This window comes from Bacillus salipaludis, from assembly GCF_030938565.1.
GTDB lineage: Bacteria > Bacillota > Bacilli > Bacillales > Cytobacillaceae > Neobacillus > Neobacillus salipaludis_A.
The window spans coordinates 4622042-4639055 of record NZ_JAVGVR010000001.1; the positions used below are offsets into that span (position 1 = coordinate 4622042).

Sequence of the window (17014 nt, forward strand, 5' to 3'; positions counted from 1 at the left end):
TCTCCTTTATTGATATTTTTTTAATTCAAGCTTGGCAACCTGTGCTCTGTGGACTTCATCTGGTCCATCTGCAAGACGTAAGGTCCGGGAATTTGCCCATAAAGCGGCAAGCGGGAAGTCACCCGAAACACCTGCGGCTCCAAATGCTTGAATAGCACGATCAATTACCCGAAGGGCCATGGAAGGCGCAACCACTTTGATCATTGCAATTTCTGTTTTCGCCACTTTATTCCCGACTGTGTCCATCATATAGGCAGCCTTTAGCGTTAGCAGTCTCGCTTGTTCAATCTCCATACGCGAATCGGCAATCCATTCACAAATCACCCCTTGGCTTGATAATGGTCTCCCAAAGGCCACCCTACTTTGGACGCGCTTACATAATTCTTTAAGCGCTCGCTCCGCCGCCCCAATCAACCGCATACAGTGATGGATGCGCCCTGGGCCGAGACGCCCCTGAGCAATCGCAAATCCCTTTCCTTCTCCCAAAATAATGTTACCTGCCGGAACACGGACATTTTCGTAAGTGATTTCACCGTGTCCGTGCGGGGCATGATCATAGCCGAATACCGGCAGCATCCGTTCAATTGTCACCCCAGGAGTATCGAGTGGTACAAGAATCATAGATTGCTGCTCATGACGATTGGCATTCGGATCCGTTTTCCCCATGACAATCGCAATTTTACAACGCGGATCTCCAGCACCTGAAGACCACCATTTCCGTCCATTGATAACATATTCATCGCCATCCCGTTCGATTCTAGCCTCAATATTGGTCGCATCCGATGAAGCTACATCCGGTTCCGTCATCGAAAAACAGGAGCGGATTTCGCCTGTTAATAACGGCTTTAACCACTGTTCTTTTTGTTGTTCGGAGCCATACCGGACAAGAACTTCCATATTTCCCGAATCAGGTGCATTGCAATTAAACACCTCAGGACCTATCAAGGAACGCCCCATTATTTCACATAGTGGTGCATATTCTTGATTTGTCAGGCCTGCCCCGTATTCACTCTCCGGTAAAAATAGATTCCAAAGACCAACCGTTTTTGCTTTTTCCTTCAATTCCTCCATGATGGGCGGCACTGCACTCCAGCGGCTCTCCTGTTGATTTAATTGTTGTTCATATACATGCTCGTTTGGGTAAATAAATGCTTCCATGAAATCATTTAATTTCTGTTGTAAATCTCTCACTCTTTGAGAATATGAAAAGTCCACTTTTCCACCTCTTTCTACATACTAACCAGTTGGTATGTTATAGGTATAATTATACTCTCTGGATTTTAATATTCAAACAATTTTGTAAATATTCTAAAATCTTTTATTCATTTGTTTCTGTTTTTTCATCACTTCATAGTACTTTTCGATAATATCTGTTAAAACATCACCCTTATATACCCGGCCTACTTTCAAGTTTTCCTGATAATATTCGACAATTTCATCCAGCTTTACAGCAATTTCCTTCGATACTCTTACATTTAATTGGACACGTCCATTTTCCGTCATGTTTTCCACTCCTATATATAGGATAGCTTTCTGCTAGCATAAGCTATCCTTCTGTTATAACTACTGCTACTATACTATTTTTCTACATATTTTTCATTGATTTTTTAAAAAAAGTGAGAGACTATTTATCCCCCACTGTTTTTACCATTATATAATAATCGGCTCATCAGAGTAATTGAACGTACATTGTTTTTCCAGCCATTTCTCCAGTACTACTAATAGTTCAGGATGAATGGGCAAATTGCCATCCGAGATGATATCCTTCTTTACTGAAAGAATATTCGATGTTTTCTCTTGAAACTTACAGGAATGCCCCATATTTTCGACAATGTAGTATTCTGATTCACCCTGTACGTATTTGGAAAGATCCTCTAAATCATTTGGGTTTGCTTGGATATCTCTTGCCCCTGTAATCGCAAGAATCGGACATGTTACTTTCGCTAAGTCCTCTCTTATATTGTGTTGAAAATGTTCCCGCATCCACTTTGCGTTTATTTTCGAAAAGCCGACTTTCATTACCTCTTTATTCGAACTAAGAACTTTATCTGTAAACTTTTTAGCTTGTTTTTCAATTTTATTTTGAACTCCAAGCATTCTCAGTAAAAATCCTTGAAAGCCTTTTAACTTCATCACGTCTTGGCTCGCAATATCCCGTTGATATTTTAATGCCTCGCTCAGGTTTGCAACTGCCCCGGAAAGCAAAATGGCCCCTGCTAATTCTTCTCTTGCAGCTACTAACGTCCCGATCATACTTCCTTCGCTGTGACCTAACACCATTACTTGATCAGGGTTGACCTCAGGTAGATTTTTCAAAAATTGAACTCCGGCTCTGGCATCATCCACTAAATCCCAAAGTCCTGTTTTATAATAATCCCCTTCGCTTTCTGCAACTCCCCGCTTATCGTAGCGCAAGCTAATGAATCCTAAAGAAGTTAAGAATTCAGCTAACTGGCGATAAAGTTTTAAATCCAGCTTTTCATTTACTTTTCCATTGCGGTCCAATTTCCCTGTACCGCCTAAGATCAGTATTGCCGGCCCCTTTTCTACACGCACATTTGGTAAACTTAGTGTCCCTTTAAGCGCAACCTTACTTTGAATCAGTACGTCCTTCTCCCTAAATTCCATTTTGGAATTCCCCCTATTATTTTATTTATTCTTTTTATCCGGAATAATAATGGTGCCAACGGTTCTCCGTCTTCTTTCTTTTGAAGGTTTATTATTGATTACTTTTGAAAAAGCCTTAACTAAGTCCTGAGCAAACTCGGAAAATTCTTCATCACTTAAATAAATGGAAGCCTGGCGGAAGGTTACTCCATCTGCAGCAAAATCTTTTTTTTCCTGCTGTAAATACTGTTCAAACTCCGCCATTAAATTAGCCATAAATTTAATAAACAACCCCATTTGCTCATCCTTGGGTAATGTATTGATTTCTTCAGGGCCGATTAAAGATTTATTCGGATTTTGAATGGAATAAACTTTTTCGATGGTTCCTCGATTCGGAATCTCCTCAATCACATGAATAATTTCGGCTTCAGCTAATTTTTTTATGTTCCGATATAAAGATGCCTGCGGGATATCTGGAAGCAATTCCTTCAATTGCTGGGCAGTGAGTTGTTGGTTTATTAAGCACTGTATAATTCTCATACGAACTGGATGCAATATCACATCAACGGTTGATTCCTTCATTCTAAAACATGCTCCTATTTTTTATTATCATTCTCGATAATGATAATATTATACTTTTTGATAATTGTAAAGGCAAAGATGGAAAAATAGTTAATTTTTTTCCAAATTGATTACATGAAATCATTTTTTCGAACCATCCTAAAGTGAGGAGGGTTGATCATGTTATCTTGGTTATTAGGATTAATGGTTTATACTGGGCAAATGCTCCCGCAGGATACTTTATCAATTACAAAGGATGGCCGGACCATTTCTGTCGTTAAACGGGCAGAATTCTCCTTTCAATATCCCGGGTTACCAATTATTGCTGAAAAAAAATACAATTCCTTTCTAGATCAGTTGGACCAACAGCTCACTGTTCCATCAAAGGACGCCATGCTTGATCAGAATGGGAATATTGTAGCGGAGCAGGTTGGATACCAAGTTTACCGCAAAGCCTTTACTGAACAATTTTATGCTTTCTATTTTGGAAATAACTCGGTTAATCTCGAAATTCCCATGCTACCTGTATATCCAAGAGTAGATAGTGAATTGTTAGCCGATATAAAAAGTAAAAGAATTGGCCGATATGTAACCTCCTTTAATTCAGGGAATAAAACGAGAACCAATAATATTAAATTAGCGGCAAAGGCTATTAATAATTATGTTATTTTTCCGGGTGAGAAGTTTTCCTTTAACCAAGTCGTTGGAAAGAGAACAGCGGAAAAAGGTTATTTACGGGCTCCCGTTATTGTAAGGGGGGAATACGCTGAAGATATTGGTGGTGGAATTTGTCAGGTATCGTCCACCCTTTTTAATGCCGTTGATAATGCAGGACTGCAGATTGTCCAGCGGTTTTCACACACCAGAGAGGTTCCTTACATCCCAAAAGGCCGCGATGCAACCGTCAGCTGGTTTGGACCTGATTTCGAATTTAAAAATAAATACAATCAGCCGGTTTTAATTCGTGCTAAAACATTAGGGAATTTATTAATCATTAAGCTTTATTCCTCTGAAGTCATAAATTATCAGCCAAAAGAAGTACCAAATCCACCTTATTGAAAAAGTCCGCTCCTGTGAGCGGACTTTTTTCGACTATTGTCTTTTATTTCTTAAAGCGCTTTCTAATAACTCCTCAGAAAACTCTGTTAATGCTGCGTTATCCATCATACCTATATTGGTTTTCGGAGTGAAGGTTTTCACCATATTTTGCATATTATTTTGCATATTATTTTGCATATTTTGTAAAGAAAGTGCTGAAATTTTTCGTTTTCCTCGGGTAACTCCATAAACAGCAGCACTTAAACCAAGACCAAATAGGGAAGCCCACATAGCCCCTCGACTTTTTCGTTTTCGTTTAAACATATTGAAAAACGGTTCCATGTTAACGTTCCTCATACCAAAGCACTCCTTCGAATTATAATAAAAAGGTTTTACCCTTTCAGTAGCTTAATTTGTGCACTTTAATCTGAGCTTATGTTTGGGAATGTACTCATTGATTGTTATTTGCTGGGAGACTGCGTCCATACCGTTGATAAAGCTTATCTTTAGACATCAATAAATAATTCAGTTTATTTTTTTGAAAATTTCTGAAGGATGATTTTGTAAGCAGAAAAATAGGAAATTGGCCGACTTTTTTGGCACGCCGGTAAAGGCGGTTATTTGGTCTAAAAGTTTCAAACCCTAAGGGTACAACACCTTTATTAATCGTCGTGATTCCAATGATCCCCTTAATTTGCGTTTCTCTTGGATGCATGTTTACATAACGGGCAAGTGAGGGCATCGACCTCAAAACGGTCTTATAAATCTGTCTTGCCCGATTTAGGTCATTTTTCATTTTTATATATTCATTTAGGAGCCGGACATTGTGTAAATGAATCTTAATCAAAAGATCGTTACGGCAAATTAACGTACCGTCAGATAAAATGATGTTTTTCCCTTTATATTTGGTAATCCTCACTCTAAAAATTGATTTTTTCTTATTCTCTTCCTGGATATAATGTAATCGTGAACATAAATAAAATAATGGATCAATTAATTTCCACATCCATAAAATCGCTAGGCGTATCCTCATGGCCAGCTCTCCTTCTGCCAGTGTTCCTTTTTAGGATGTTTAAGAATTACCTTTTTAGTTATGGTAATGTCAGGATATGTTTTTGGAGATAAAATGATAAAAGCTGGGGACAATGCCCCAGCTTTTACGAAATATGATGGAAAGTTATTTCTGGACGACTGCCAATCCGGATATTCACTCCCGTTTGGCCTAAACCTTCACTAATATAAAATGGCTTCCCTTCATGGTAATGTAAACCTTTCACAATGTTCATCCGAATCAGCTTTCCCATTTTTAGCAAATGATAAGGTTTTGGCCAATGGATTTGTCCGCCATGAAAATGACCAGATAAAAGATAATCATACGGATAGTTTTTCATTTTCAGCACCACATTAGGGTCGTGCGTTAAAACCAGATTGTAGCCATCCTGCAGGTTCCGGTAGGATTCTTCTACATTACTTCGATGTGAATGATGGTCATCAATCCCAATGATGTTGACCACTTCCCCATCAACTTTAAAAGAAACATGCTGATTTTGAAGTGTTATACATCCATTTTCTTCTAATGTCTGTTTAAGAAGCTCAAAATTTTCTTTTTTTAAAAAATAATCATGATTGCCATATACAGCATACATTCCAAATCTGGGATTCAAACGTGATAATGCTGAAAGATATGGAACCAATTTTGGTATACTTCTTTTACGATCTAAAAAATCACCCGTAAGCGCAATTAAATCAATTTTTTGATTTGAGACGGTTTGAAACAATTCTTCTGGGGAAATAGATATATTTTCAAGATGTAAATCGGATAGATGAAGGATATTAAGTGGCTTATCCTGTAATTTTGAATGTGAAACCGTAATATTATTTAAAACAACATCCTTTGTATTTTTATGTGCTTTATAAAAAAAATAAATGCTGAAAACGCAAAAAATAATACCAAGTAAATAAATCAAATAATCCCCTCCCACTTCTAAGTATAGAATCATTGGGGGATTCCTTATAGTGGGAGTTAATGGGATTTGTATTTGGTTTACATAATAATATTATTGTCCATTTTTAAAAAATTAAATCTTTGAAAAAGAACCCATCCATGTCCTTTTACATAGTATGCAAAAAAAGAGATTTGGGTGGTGTGTCTGATGGGAGCCTTAACCTATTTTGATTTTTTAGCCAAGTTTGGCGTTGGCGGTGCTCATCCCGGTGGTATCATTTTAACAAAAGAATTACTTGCAAATGAAAAAATCACGAATCAATCACATATACTAGATGCTGGATGTGGAACAGGGCAAACGGCAGCATTTTTAGCCCAGCAATACCAAGCAAACGTTACAGGGGTCGAAATCAATCCGATTATGATTGAAAAAGCGAAAAATCGATTTGAAACCATGAAATTGCCGGTTCAACTTATTCAAGGATCCGTTGAAGAAATTCCTTCTGCGGCCAATTCTTTTGATTTCGTCTTATCTGAGTCGGTTTTGGCTTTTGTTAATAAACCAAAAACATTAAAAGAATTCTATCGGGTATTAAAAAAAGGCGGTCGCTTTATCGCAAATGAAATGACGATTAACCAAAAGCTTTCGATGCAAGAGGAGCAAGAAATAAAACAATTTTATGCACTGGATTCTTTATTGTTGGAGGAAGATTGGAAAGAGCTATTAGAAAAAACGGGATATAAAAATATAGAAGTAAAAAAACAAAAACAGTCCTTAGCAGAAGGAAACCATGCACCAGAATTCAATTTTTCAGCTAATTTCGAACCAGAATTATTTGCAATTTTTAACATGCATGCGAATATGGTTTTAAAATATCAGGATATCCTTAGCTATCGGATTATTACCTGTACAAAATAATGATTGAAAAAGAGCTTTTCCGTCAATCGGGAAGCTTTTTTTGTAATCTAATTGGACAAGAATGGTTAACCGCCCTTTCAACTTGTACTCTCTTTACATAATTTATAGCAAGTCCCTTGCGGAAGGAGGATTCTTGCATGAATTATGAAAGAGCACGCCATCTTGAAGGTCAAATGATTCGGTTTAAAAACGAAAAAGGAGACTGGGTGATCGGGAAAGTTGTTCAGGTTAAAGAAGACGGTTTTGAAGTGGCTGAATTAAATTCAAAACAACCGCATGAAGGCTATGGGTTTGGATTTTTTCCTGGGCCATTTTTCGGAAGACCATTCTTTGTACCGTTTGGAGTTGGATTCTTCCCATTTTTCTTTTAATTCCATTTAGAGCAATGCCTTCGTGCTTGCTCTTTTTTTCTTTTAAACGTATATAAATATTTTTCCGTCAAAAAATAAGAACGGGAAAGGTTTGGTGAAAGAAAAATGGATAAAACATTAGGATATCTCCGTGAAATATTATCAAATTACAATGACGAGCATCATTCAGAGGGCCGCCGCCTATTTCGCAAGGTGTCAGAGGGGAAATTTACCTCCGAGGGGGACTTTGTTCGCCATTTAAGTCAAAAAGAAATTGAATTTTTAAATGACATCCTGCCAAAAGAAATTATGTATGCGAAAGAAGAACTTGATGAAAAAAGGGCACATGAATTAAATGAAGTATATGAGTTATTGTTTTAATCTTACATAAAAAGATGGCGGTGTGATTCTGCCATTTTTTTATTGAGTAAATTTCCTGTATTTTCTGATAATATTTCCTAGGTAAGCGCATTTTTTGACAAAATACCTTCATTCTTCTCTTTAAATTCATCAGCAAACGACAAAAATCTCCGCAGAAACTCTGCATTTCTGACATTGAAAATAATATTTTCGAAGTTAGAATAGTTGATTTCCGCTCCATGCACTTCGCTTTCCGCGAGGGTGCCGGGGAGCCTCCTCGTGCTTTGCTCCTGCTGGGTCTCCCCTGCCCCATACTTCCACAGGACATTGAATTACTTCCTCGAATCCGCACACGCACGAAGGAAATGCGATAGCATTTCCGAGGAATCTTCGTGCCTTCCGCTTCAATCAACTTAGTTAGGAAATTAACATAACCCACAAAAAAATAGAAGCTTTTCGCAAGCTTCTAATGGATGTCTTTTTTCTTAAATCTTCCTCCACGCACTTCAGCGATGTCCGCGACGGCTAAAAAGGCATGATCATCATTTTCGGAGACAATTTCCTTTAATTTTGCTTCTTCAAGACGATTGATGACACAAAAGATTACTTTTTTATCATCTCCGGAGTAAGCCCCCTCACCCTTCATATAGGTCACACCACGGCCAAGCCGGCTCATGATGGCATCCCCTATTTGTTTGGCGTTGTCACTTATAATCCAAACCGATTTAGATTCATCCAGACCGGTCACTGTGATATCAATCGTTTTGTAAGCAACAAAATAGGCAATTAACGAATACATGGCCCGATCCCATGAAAAGACGAAACCGGCACTGCCTAAAATAAACAGATTAAAAAACATGATGATTTCCCCAACCGAAAAAGGGAGCTTATTGTTAAAAAGAATCGCAAGGATTTCAGTTCCGTCTAAAGAACCACCATAACGAATGACAATACCGACTCCAATTCCGAGAATAATCCCTCCAAACACAGATGCAAGCAAAATATCTTGCGTAAAAGCAGGGACTGGATGAAGTAATGTTGTAGCAATGGAAAGAATGATAATTCCATAAAGAGTGGATAAAGCGAAGGTTTTTCCAATTTGTTTATATCCGATGTAGAAAAACGGCATGTTTAGTATAAAGAGGAAGATACCTATTTTCCATCCAGTAAGATAGGAAAGCATAATGGAAATACCAGTAATACCTCCGTCAATTACATTGTTGGGAACAAGAAAAATTTCGAGCCCAACTCCCATTAATGTCGCCCCTAGCGTGATTAATAAGATTCTTTGAAATATCTTTCTTTTTGTTAGTCTCCGGTGCTGCATTCTATCCAAAAGCGCTTCCTGTTGTTCGGTAATAGAGATATTTTGAATTTCTGCCATTAACCTGCCCCTTTCATTTGATGTTCTAATTTAAGTATATCGAACTATGACTGATATTAATATTCATTTGCTCCAAATTGGAACAAAAAAACTGCCTGGTATATCAGGCAGAACGGTTGGAAATCAACTTGGATCTACTTCATCATATGAAAGGGTCGTGACACTTGTATACTCTCCTCTTTCAACCTCTTCTTCCGTTGCACTTTGCTCCAACTCTTCCTGGTCATCCATTCCGGGTGCAACAGTCGGATCTTTTTTCTTATCCATTCGGTTATACATAAACAAATCCACTCCTTCCAATCTAATTTTTTCCTACAATATCCGTGATTATTCCAATTTTGAGCGGTAAAGATTTTTAACGTGTGGTTAATCTGGATTGTCATTGAAAAAATAAGCCTGTTTAACTAGTTGTTGATTTCCACTCCAGGCACTTCGCTTCAATCAAGGTTGTTCAAAATGATCATTGTTCTTGAATAAGCCCAAAATATAAAAATAAAAAACTGCCGTTTGATCCGGCAGCTTTTAGGTTTATAACATCTTAGGGGACCCAACCATGACATCCGCCAATTTGTTCATTCATTCCCCTTCCTATTTACCAGAAGGTTTGAACCATCAGCCGATGTGTGTTTGTTCCGTTGAAGGAATTAATTCTCATGTTAAATGGAATTCAAATTCCTAAAAAGAAACAATTTTTGGTGTGTTACCGATTTATTAGACTCATTTTCCTTCCATTTGGTATGGTCTCATGGCAATGAAAAACTTGATTGGAAGAAGGTTAAGATAATTAAATTCGCATCCTTCCCAATTTACTTTTTTCATCGCTCCTCCTATCCAAATATTTGTACAGATTTACCTTACTACTCGTTCACAATCGGAACGAACACGTATGGTTGAGTCTCCTAAGATGTTAATTTGTTTTATTAACCTCTACACCTATAGTATAGCACCGAAAAAAAAGAATTCACCGTTTACCTGTGACAAAGATGTGAAATATTTGGGAAAAGGTCTAAAAATAAATCTACTAAGCCTTGTTCAGTGTTTTCCGTAATTCAATTTACTAAAAATGAACATTTTTTTGTGAACTTTTTAATACCCATGTTAAGCCGAATGTTCATATTATGCACTCTATTGATTGGAGCGGAAGGCGCGAAGACTCCTCAAAAATGCTAACGCATTTTCTTCGTGCGTGGGCGGATTCGAGGAAGCAATTCAGTGTCCTGCGGGAGTACGGGGCTAGGGAGACCCCGCAGGAGCAAAGCGACGAGGAGGCTTCCCGGCACGCCCGCGGAAAGCGAAGCGCCTGGAGCGGAAATCAACAGACCTATTTAAACAGCCGAAAAATTAAAAATAATAGGGGCTACCAAAGGTCAGTTACCTGACTTTTGGACAGCCCCATTTTTTCAGCTTAAAATTATTGTTCTTTTATACGTGCGCGTTTAATAAAGAAAGCGAGAACCAATGCAACCGCTGCAATAACCGTTGCAACAACGAATGAATCATTGATTCCATCAATGGTTGCCTGTTTCATGGTTTGCCCATAAATCATATACAAACTCAGTTGGTTACCAGCCCCTGCAGGTACATGTGCAAGCGCCGCAATACCTTGACCTATTTGTGATACTTTTCCTGCGATAAATGGGTTGGCACTTGTAATCAGGTTTGAATAGTCTCCCATATGGGCCTCTTGTCTAGTCGACATAACTGTAACAAGAAACGCTGTTCCAATACTTCCGGCAACTTGTCGAGCTGTATTAGAGGCAGCAGTACCATGGGCACCAAGATGACGAGGTAATTGGTTTAACCCTTCTGTCATAACCGTCATCATTAAAAAGGACATTCCAAACATCCTCATTACATATAGGAATAAAATATGAGAATAACTTGTCGTCATACTTAGGCTAGAAAATTGCCAAGTTGTAATAACTGTTATCGTTAACCCGACAACGGCTAACCATCTAGCCCCAATTTTATCAAATAATGCACCAGATATGGGTGACATAATTCCCATCACAATTGCTCCTGGCAGTAACAGAAGGCCCGATTCTAGCGCAGTAAATCCACGAATATTTTGCAGATAGATTGGCAGCAAGATCATTGCACCAAACATCGCCATATTAATAATCATACTGATAATCGTTGTTAATGCAAAAATATCATACTTAAAAACGCGCAGTTCTAACATAGGATGATCGGTTGTAAGCTCGCGAATAATAAAGGCAATTAAAGTTATGATCCCAATGACAAGCGAGATCACTACCGTTCCACTCGACCACCCTTTACTTCCGGCTTCACTAAATCCATAAAGGAGGAAACCAAATCCCAATGTGGAGAATAATACACCTGGGAAATCAAACTTTGGATTGGTGATTTTCGTTACATCCCTCATCCAAATAAAGCTTAAGATTAAATCAATAATACCAATTGGGATAACAATATCAAACAATAATCTCCAAGAATAATGTTCAATCAGCCACCCTGATAAAGTTGGACCAATGGCAGGGGCAAACAGCATAACAATTCCCATCATCCCCATCGCCATTCCCCGTTTTTCTGGTGGGAAAATAGCAAAGAAAACAGTCATCAACAGAGGCATAATGATACCTGCACCGGATGCTTGCACAATCCTGCCGATCATAAGAAAGCTAAAATTTGTTGAAAACGAACATATAAACGACCCGATTGTAAAAAGCATAATCGCGGTAATAAATAATTTTCTTGTACCAAACTTCTCAATTAAATAGGCAGTGATTGGGATACAAATTCCGTTCACAAGCATATAGCCAGTTGATAACCATTGAACAGTTGTTGCTGAAACATTTAAATCCGACATGATATGTGGAATGGCAACATTGAGCAAGGTCTGGTTCAAAATTGCGACGAAGGCCCCCAACATCAAAGCTGTAAGAATCTTTCCTTTTCCAACTTCTCTTTTCGCCTCTTTCACTCTTGATAATGTTGGTGACTCCTCTTCCTCAATCGGTTCTACATTTGCTTCAACATATTCCAATGCTGGCTCTGTTATCGCAGATACCTTCAATAAATCTTCTACTTCTTCTTCCATGTTCCTTTTGGGATTCTCATCCTGAACACCAGGAGTTGAATTCTTTACAGAACGATTCTTGGGTTTTCTGCCTTTTTTCATAAACATAAAATTAAACAGTAATAGCACCAATATGCTTAAAATGACATAAACCGTGATATATATTGACATCGAATCACCTACTTATGAATTCTCACGGTCACGTTCATACCAGGGACAATCTGAAGTCCTTTGTTATCATCAATTGAAATTTTAACAGGAATTACTTGTGTTACTTTTGTATAGTTACCTGTACTGTTGGAACTTGGCAGAAGAGAAAAAGTACCTGATGTTGCAAGACCAATTTTCTCCACTGTTCCTTTTAATGTTGAATTAGGAAAAGCATCTACATAAATATCAACATCTTGTCCTTCAGCTATTGCATCAATTGAAGTTTCCTCAATATTAGCAGTTACCCATAACTTATCAAGATCATATACCTGAGCAAGCGGGGTACCAGCAGCTACAAAGGAATTTTTCACAGCATTTGTTTGTACAATTGTGCCACTAGTCGGAAGAGTTATATTAATGGAAGTTGGTGCAGCAGCTGCCCCCGCCCCCGTTCCAGCAGCTAGAATGGTTCCGATTTTTTGATTCTTGGAAAAATGATCGCCTACATTTCCGTTCCAATCTGTTAATTTCCCATTAGCTGGTGCAGCAACTGTCACCTGCTGCCCTGCAATTTGAGCATTGTCAGTAGATAAATAATTTACTGTTTTGTTGTAGTAGGAATAGGCTGCAAAACCCCCTCCGACTAAAATAAGTAATATCAAAATGTTTACTAAAATCAGCCGTTTAGTGTTCATATAAATTAATCCTCCTCAATTGAAAGCTTCGATAGAATAAGCCTGTGTAAACTTAATAAATGTTCAATCTCTTCTTTTGGTAAATCCATAACATCATTTAATTTTTTTCTTAGGATAGATTCAGAAGAATAAACCTGATCTAACAGCTCTTTTCCAGCTTGGGTTAAATGAATCAAAACCGCTCTGCGATTTTCAGGCGGAACAATCCGCTCGACCAAACCACTTTGAACTAATCGATCAATTACCCCACTGACTGTGCTGTTCGTTAACCTTAATTTATCGGCTAGGTCGCCCAAGCCAATCTTAGGGTTTGAAGAAATTCTATAAAGGGCCTTCAGTTGAACAACCGTAATTCCCATTCGGTCTGCCTCAGTCTTAATAAGCCGATAAATGGCCTTGTTTATTTCCGAAAATGACTCAACAATTACATTGTTTAATTCGTACATTTCTTCCTCCTTTGCCTCGATAGTCTAAGGTCTCTAAATCGAATATTTCGCATACGAATTGATTTATTACAAGATAGAATTATATATAGATACCCTTTAGTATGTCAACAACAAAATATTTCACTCTTACGTTCAGTAAATACTGATTTCAACATAATAACTCCCTCTTTTTCCCAATGAAAATGAAGGCGTCTTTTTCTTTAGGTTTAAATAGACTAGGGAACATTATTTACAGACCTTCATTGAGTCTAAAATGAAAGGAATGGATAGAATGCAGGAATCCATTAAAAAACATGCCAAACAGTTTTCTTCCATTAATGATTTAGATCCACTTATCCAGCAAATTGGGGAAGCAAAATATGTACTCTTAGGGGAGTCATCACATGGTACTTCCGAATTTTATACACTTCGTGCTGAATTAACAAAAAAATTAATTACGGAAAAAGGATTTTCGATAATCTCAGTTGAAGGAGATTGGCCAGCTTGTCAAAATATCAATCGCTATATAAAAGGATACGGCCAACCAAAACAGAATGTTAAGGAAGTATTAGAGACATTTGAACGATGGCCAACCTGGATGTGGGCAAATCATGAAATGATCGGCCTTATCGAATGGTTAAAAGATTATAATCAACAAAGTAATCAAAATATTGGTTTTTACGGTATCGATGTCTACAGTTTATGGGAAAGCTTGGATGAAATTATCCATTACCTTGAAAAAACACAATCACCAGAACTTGAAACAGCTAGAAAAGCTTTTTCCTGTTTCGAAACGTATAATCGTAATCATGAATCTTATGCTGTTTCAGCTGGTTATTTATCAGAAAATTGCACCAATGAATCACTCCAATTATTATCATCCATTCAAAAAAATAAATGGAAATACCAGGATGACTTCGAGGGAAGCCTGAACATGGAAGTGAACGCACTTGTTACGGCCCATGCGGAAGAATATTATCGCATTATGGTGCGAAGTGATTCAGAGTCTTGGAATATTCGAGATCGTCACATGGCTGAAGCGATTGAAGCCATTATCAACTATTATGGGGACGATGCAAAGATCATTATCTGGGAGCATAACACACATGTTGGCGATGCTCGGGCAACCGATATGAAGGAAGAAGGGATGATCAATGTTGGACAATTGCTTCGAGAGAGGCATCCTAAAAAGGATGTTTACATCGTGGGCTTCGGTACCTATAGCGGCACTGTCATTGCTTCTAGAGAGTGGGGCTTGAATTTTCAAATTACGGAGGTGCCTCCTGCTCAATATGGAAGTTGGGAGTATCTTATGCATTTAAATGGAGAATTTAATCAGTTTCTTTTGTTTACAGATGAACATCGCTATGAATTCGACAATACCATTGGTCATCGGGCAATCGGTGTTGTCTATCAGCCGGAATATGAGCATTTTGGAAATTATGTTCCTTCTCAAATGGGTGAGCGTTATGATGCGTTCCTATTTATAGACCAAACCACTGCTCTAAATCCCCTTGTTTTGGAAAAAATCATTTTTTAAACCTTAAAGGTCCCCCTTCTACGGAAGAGCGACCTTTTTGTTTCTGTTATTTTGACCCTGGGGCGGGGTGATCGACGCCTTTTACATGATGGCTATGGCCATTGTCTTCTGTAGTATGAAAATCATAATAATGAACATGCATACCATTGCCGACAGGAATAGCTGGACCTGAATAGGCCTTGTAATAATGGGTATGTCCATCCTCAAATAGTACATACCCTTCCGTGTAATGAATATGACTTCCATCCTGAGTTTGAATTGGGGGCGATGTTACATCTAGGCACTGATGGACATGGTTTAAACTTAAACCTGTATAATCAACAGAACCATGATTATGATGGGGAACAAAACCTTTTACAAAATCATCTTTTCCTATTTCATCTCTCACACTCTTCCCTCCATGTTTGAAAATTCATCCTGCTTAACTATATGCGCGAAATTTTTAAAAAAGAAAACAAAAATGTACATAGGCTAATGTGTAAGTTCACATACTACTTTTGTAATTGAATTCAATGAAAAAGAGGGATCACTAAATGACAGTTGGAACACAAGTAAAGCAAGCCTTAGCTAGTTTAAAAAGTGCCCAAGCAAGTTTTGAAACCTTTGCATTAGCCACTGATAACCAAAACGCAAAACAGCTTTATCAACAAGCTGCCCAGCAAACTCAATCAGTGTTAGATAGCTTAGAACCACGCCTTCAAGAAATTCAGGCCGAAGAGCCACAATACAATCAATAATAAGCAAATAGGTTGGCGTTTCTGCCAACCCCTTTTTCATTTCTGTAGTGAATCTCATTACATAGTAAGTCCTTCAAGAAAGGAAGATGCATTGTGACCGTTGCTTCTAATGTAAAGACAACACTTGCAACGATTAAAGATATTGAGGCACAGTTATCGGCTCTGGCTCTCAACTCACTTGATGAGGAAGCGAAAAGAGTTTTTCATGAGACTGCCCTTACATTTGAACATGTAAAAAAGGACATTCAGACAAGAGTATATGAACTTGAACGTCAAGAACCGCAATACAAAGGATAATGGATTGAGGTGAGAAAAGATGCCTGGATGGGTTTTAATTATTGCTCGATCACTAATCTTCTTATTATTAGTATTTCTAACCACTAAACTTCTTGGAAAAAAACAAATCTCCGAACTTAACTTCTTTGAGTATGTTGCAGGCATTACTATAGGCAGTATTGCTGGTGAAGTAGTGACTGGGCTTGAAAGTAATGCATATCATGGGGCGTTGGCCATCATCGTGTTTGGCCTGATTACTTTCATGGCTGACTTCCTTTCATTAAAAAGCAAAAAGTTCCGTGATGTTATGGATGGTAGAGGAGCTGTAGTAATTAAGGATGGAAAAGTTTTGGAAGAAAATTTAAAGAAGGAAAAATACACGATTGATGAATTATCCGCCCTGCTTAGGCAGAAGGACATTTTTAGAATCGCTGATGTTGAGTTTGCTGTTCTTGAACCTAAAGGGAATTTGAGTGCAATGTTGAAAAAAGAGAATCGACCTCTCACTCCCAAAGATTTGCAAATGAAAACCGCAAATGAAAAAGAGCCCCAAACTGTTATTATGGACGGTAAAATTTTAGATGAAGCACTTCGTTCATCAGGAAAAAGCCGTGGCTGGCTTACTACAGAATTAGAAAAACTCGGGGTTACACTTGATAATGTTTTTATCGGACAGGTGGATTCATACGGGGAATTAACCATCGATATTTATGATGACAAATTACAAGTAGCTTCCCCACAGCAGCGCCCGCTATTAATGGCGATGCTGAAAAAAACCCATGCAGACTTGGAGTTATTTTCATTAGCCACTAACTGTGAGGAATCAAAGGACATGTATATGAAAAATGCAGCCATTGTCCAAAATTCAATCGATCAGTTAGCTCCTTATTTGAATGGTTAAAAAGGAAGATCCTTATTCAATCAGATAAGGATCTTTTCGTCTTTACGCACTTAGTACAGCAGATGTGAATCATTATTTAGACTCTT

21 protein-coding genes are annotated in these 17014 nt (G+C 38.0%); 8 read left to right on the top strand and 13 right to left on the bottom strand.

Going from position 1 to position 17014, the window contains the following annotated elements; all coding sequences use genetic code 11:
- Positions 1 to 6: 6 nt before the first annotated feature.
- The 4 genes from RCG21_RS22810 to RCG21_RS22825 all read right to left on the bottom strand — a co-directional run bounded on the left by RCG21_RS22810 (position 7) and on the right by RCG21_RS22825 (position 3189).
- Complete coding sequence (locus RCG21_RS22810; RefSeq protein WP_133337776.1) at positions 7 to 1215, bottom strand: acyl-CoA dehydrogenase; 1209 nt, start codon at positions 1213 to 1215, stop codon at positions 7 to 9.
- A gap of 93 nt (positions 1216 to 1308) precedes the next feature.
- Positions 1309 to 1503, bottom strand: a complete 195-nt coding sequence (locus RCG21_RS22815; RefSeq protein WP_133337778.1) for a hypothetical protein — start codon at positions 1501 to 1503, stop codon at positions 1309 to 1311.
- Positions 1504 to 1650: 147 nt separating this feature from the next.
- The gene (locus tag RCG21_RS22820; RefSeq protein WP_308913816.1) at positions 1651 to 2628 is read right to left on the bottom strand and encodes an alpha/beta hydrolase; all 978 of its coding nucleotides are present in this window, start codon (positions 2626 to 2628) and stop codon (positions 1651 to 1653) included.
- 21 nt (positions 2629 to 2649) lie between these two features.
- The gene (locus tag RCG21_RS22825; protein WP_133337782.1) at positions 2650 to 3189 is read right to left on the bottom strand and encodes a helix-turn-helix domain-containing protein; all 540 of its coding nucleotides are present in this window, start codon (positions 3187 to 3189) and stop codon (positions 2650 to 2652) included.
- A gap of 159 nt (positions 3190 to 3348) precedes the next feature.
- On the opposite strand from RCG21_RS22825, the gene RCG21_RS22830 reads away from it, so the two are divergent.
- Positions 3349 to 4227 carry a VanW family protein gene (locus RCG21_RS22830; protein WP_133337784.1) on the top strand — a complete coding sequence of 293 codons (879 nt, stop codon included), beginning with the start codon at positions 3349 to 3351 and terminating at the stop codon, positions 4225 to 4227.
- Positions 4228 to 4260: 33 nt separating this feature from the next.
- Here the strand turns inward: RCG21_RS22830 and RCG21_RS22835 are convergent, their stop codons facing one another.
- The 3 genes from RCG21_RS22835 to RCG21_RS22845 all read right to left on the bottom strand — a co-directional run bounded on the left by RCG21_RS22835 (position 4261) and on the right by RCG21_RS22845 (position 6206).
- Complete coding sequence (locus RCG21_RS22835) at positions 4261 to 4563, bottom strand: hypothetical protein (protein ID WP_308913817.1); 303 nt, start codon at positions 4561 to 4563, stop codon at positions 4261 to 4263.
- 94 nt (positions 4564 to 4657) lie between these two features.
- Positions 4658 to 5239 carry a YkoP family protein gene (locus tag RCG21_RS22840; RefSeq protein ID WP_308913818.1) on the bottom strand — a complete coding sequence of 194 codons (582 nt, stop codon included), beginning with the start codon at positions 5237 to 5239 and terminating at the stop codon, positions 4658 to 4660.
- A gap of 124 nt (positions 5240 to 5363) precedes the next feature.
- Complete coding sequence (locus RCG21_RS22845; RefSeq protein ID WP_372512722.1) at positions 5364 to 6206, bottom strand: metallophosphoesterase; 843 nt, start codon at positions 6204 to 6206, stop codon at positions 5364 to 5366.
- 153 nt (positions 6207 to 6359) lie between these two features.
- On the opposite strand from RCG21_RS22845, the gene RCG21_RS22850 reads away from it, so the two are divergent.
- The 3 genes from RCG21_RS22850 (at position 6360) to RCG21_RS22860 (ending at position 7801) form a co-directional block, all read left to right on the top strand.
- Positions 6360 to 7070, top strand: a complete 711-nt coding sequence (locus RCG21_RS22850; RefSeq protein WP_133337792.1) for a class I SAM-dependent methyltransferase — start codon at positions 6360 to 6362, stop codon at positions 7068 to 7070.
- A gap of 137 nt (positions 7071 to 7207) precedes the next feature.
- A complete protein-coding gene (locus RCG21_RS22855) occupies positions 7208 to 7441 on the top strand; it encodes a hypothetical protein (protein WP_133337794.1) in 234 nt (77 codons plus the stop codon).
- 105 nt (positions 7442 to 7546) lie between these two features.
- A complete protein-coding gene (locus tag RCG21_RS22860; RefSeq protein ID WP_308913820.1) occupies positions 7547 to 7801 on the top strand; it encodes a sigma-G-dependent sporulation-specific acid-soluble spore protein CsgA in 255 nt (84 codons plus the stop codon).
- A gap of 445 nt (positions 7802 to 8246) precedes the next feature.
- Here the strand turns inward: RCG21_RS22860 and RCG21_RS22865 are convergent, their stop codons facing one another.
- From RCG21_RS22865 to RCG21_RS22885, 5 genes are all read right to left on the bottom strand, one after another.
- Entirely contained in the window at positions 8247 to 9107 is an 861-nt protein-coding gene (locus RCG21_RS22865) for a YitT family protein (protein ID WP_372512773.1), read from the bottom strand.
- Between the two features lie 180 nt (positions 9108 to 9287).
- Positions 9288 to 9443, bottom strand: a complete 156-nt coding sequence (locus RCG21_RS22870) for a hypothetical protein (RefSeq protein WP_165976332.1) — start codon at positions 9441 to 9443, stop codon at positions 9288 to 9290.
- 1132 nt (positions 9444 to 10575) lie between these two features.
- Positions 10576 to 12375: a DHA2 family efflux MFS transporter permease subunit gene (locus RCG21_RS22875; protein WP_308913821.1), complete on the bottom strand. Its 1800-nt coding sequence runs from the start codon at positions 12373 to 12375 to the stop codon at positions 10576 to 10578.
- A gap of 8 nt (positions 12376 to 12383) precedes the next feature.
- Complete coding sequence (locus tag RCG21_RS22880; protein ID WP_133337800.1) at positions 12384 to 13049, bottom strand: HlyD family efflux transporter periplasmic adaptor subunit; 666 nt, start codon at positions 13047 to 13049, stop codon at positions 12384 to 12386.
- A 5-nt stretch (positions 13050 to 13054) separates the two neighbouring features.
- Entirely contained in the window at positions 13055 to 13495 is a 441-nt protein-coding gene (locus tag RCG21_RS22885) for a MarR family winged helix-turn-helix transcriptional regulator (RefSeq protein WP_133337802.1), read from the bottom strand.
- A gap of 262 nt (positions 13496 to 13757) precedes the next feature.
- On the opposite strand from RCG21_RS22885, the gene RCG21_RS22890 reads away from it, so the two are divergent.
- Positions 13758 to 15014 (top strand): erythromycin esterase family protein, encoded by a 1257-nt coding sequence (locus tag RCG21_RS22890; RefSeq protein ID WP_308914295.1) that lies wholly within the window; start codon positions 13758 to 13760, stop codon positions 15012 to 15014.
- Positions 15015 to 15060: 46 nt separating this feature from the next.
- Here the strand turns inward: RCG21_RS22890 and RCG21_RS22895 are convergent, their stop codons facing one another.
- Positions 15061 to 15402 carry a YmaF family protein gene (locus RCG21_RS22895; RefSeq protein WP_133337804.1) on the bottom strand — a complete coding sequence of 114 codons (342 nt, stop codon included), beginning with the start codon at positions 15400 to 15402 and terminating at the stop codon, positions 15061 to 15063.
- A 145-nt stretch (positions 15403 to 15547) separates the two neighbouring features.
- Here RCG21_RS22895 and RCG21_RS22900 point away from each other — a divergent pair, with 145 nt between their 5' ends.
- The 3 genes from RCG21_RS22900 to RCG21_RS22910 all read left to right on the top strand — a co-directional run bounded on the left by RCG21_RS22900 (position 15548) and on the right by RCG21_RS22910 (position 16928).
- Positions 15548 to 15751 (top strand): DUF1657 domain-containing protein, encoded by a 204-nt coding sequence (locus tag RCG21_RS22900; protein ID WP_026576867.1) that lies wholly within the window; start codon positions 15548 to 15550, stop codon positions 15749 to 15751.
- A 93-nt stretch (positions 15752 to 15844) separates the two neighbouring features.
- Positions 15845 to 16048 carry a DUF1657 domain-containing protein gene (locus RCG21_RS22905; protein WP_133337806.1) on the top strand — a complete coding sequence of 68 codons (204 nt, stop codon included), beginning with the start codon at positions 15845 to 15847 and terminating at the stop codon, positions 16046 to 16048.
- A gap of 19 nt (positions 16049 to 16067) precedes the next feature.
- Positions 16068 to 16928 (top strand): DUF421 domain-containing protein, encoded by an 861-nt coding sequence (locus RCG21_RS22910; protein WP_133337808.1) that lies wholly within the window; start codon positions 16068 to 16070, stop codon positions 16926 to 16928.
- Positions 16929 to 17014 lie beyond the last annotated feature (86 nt).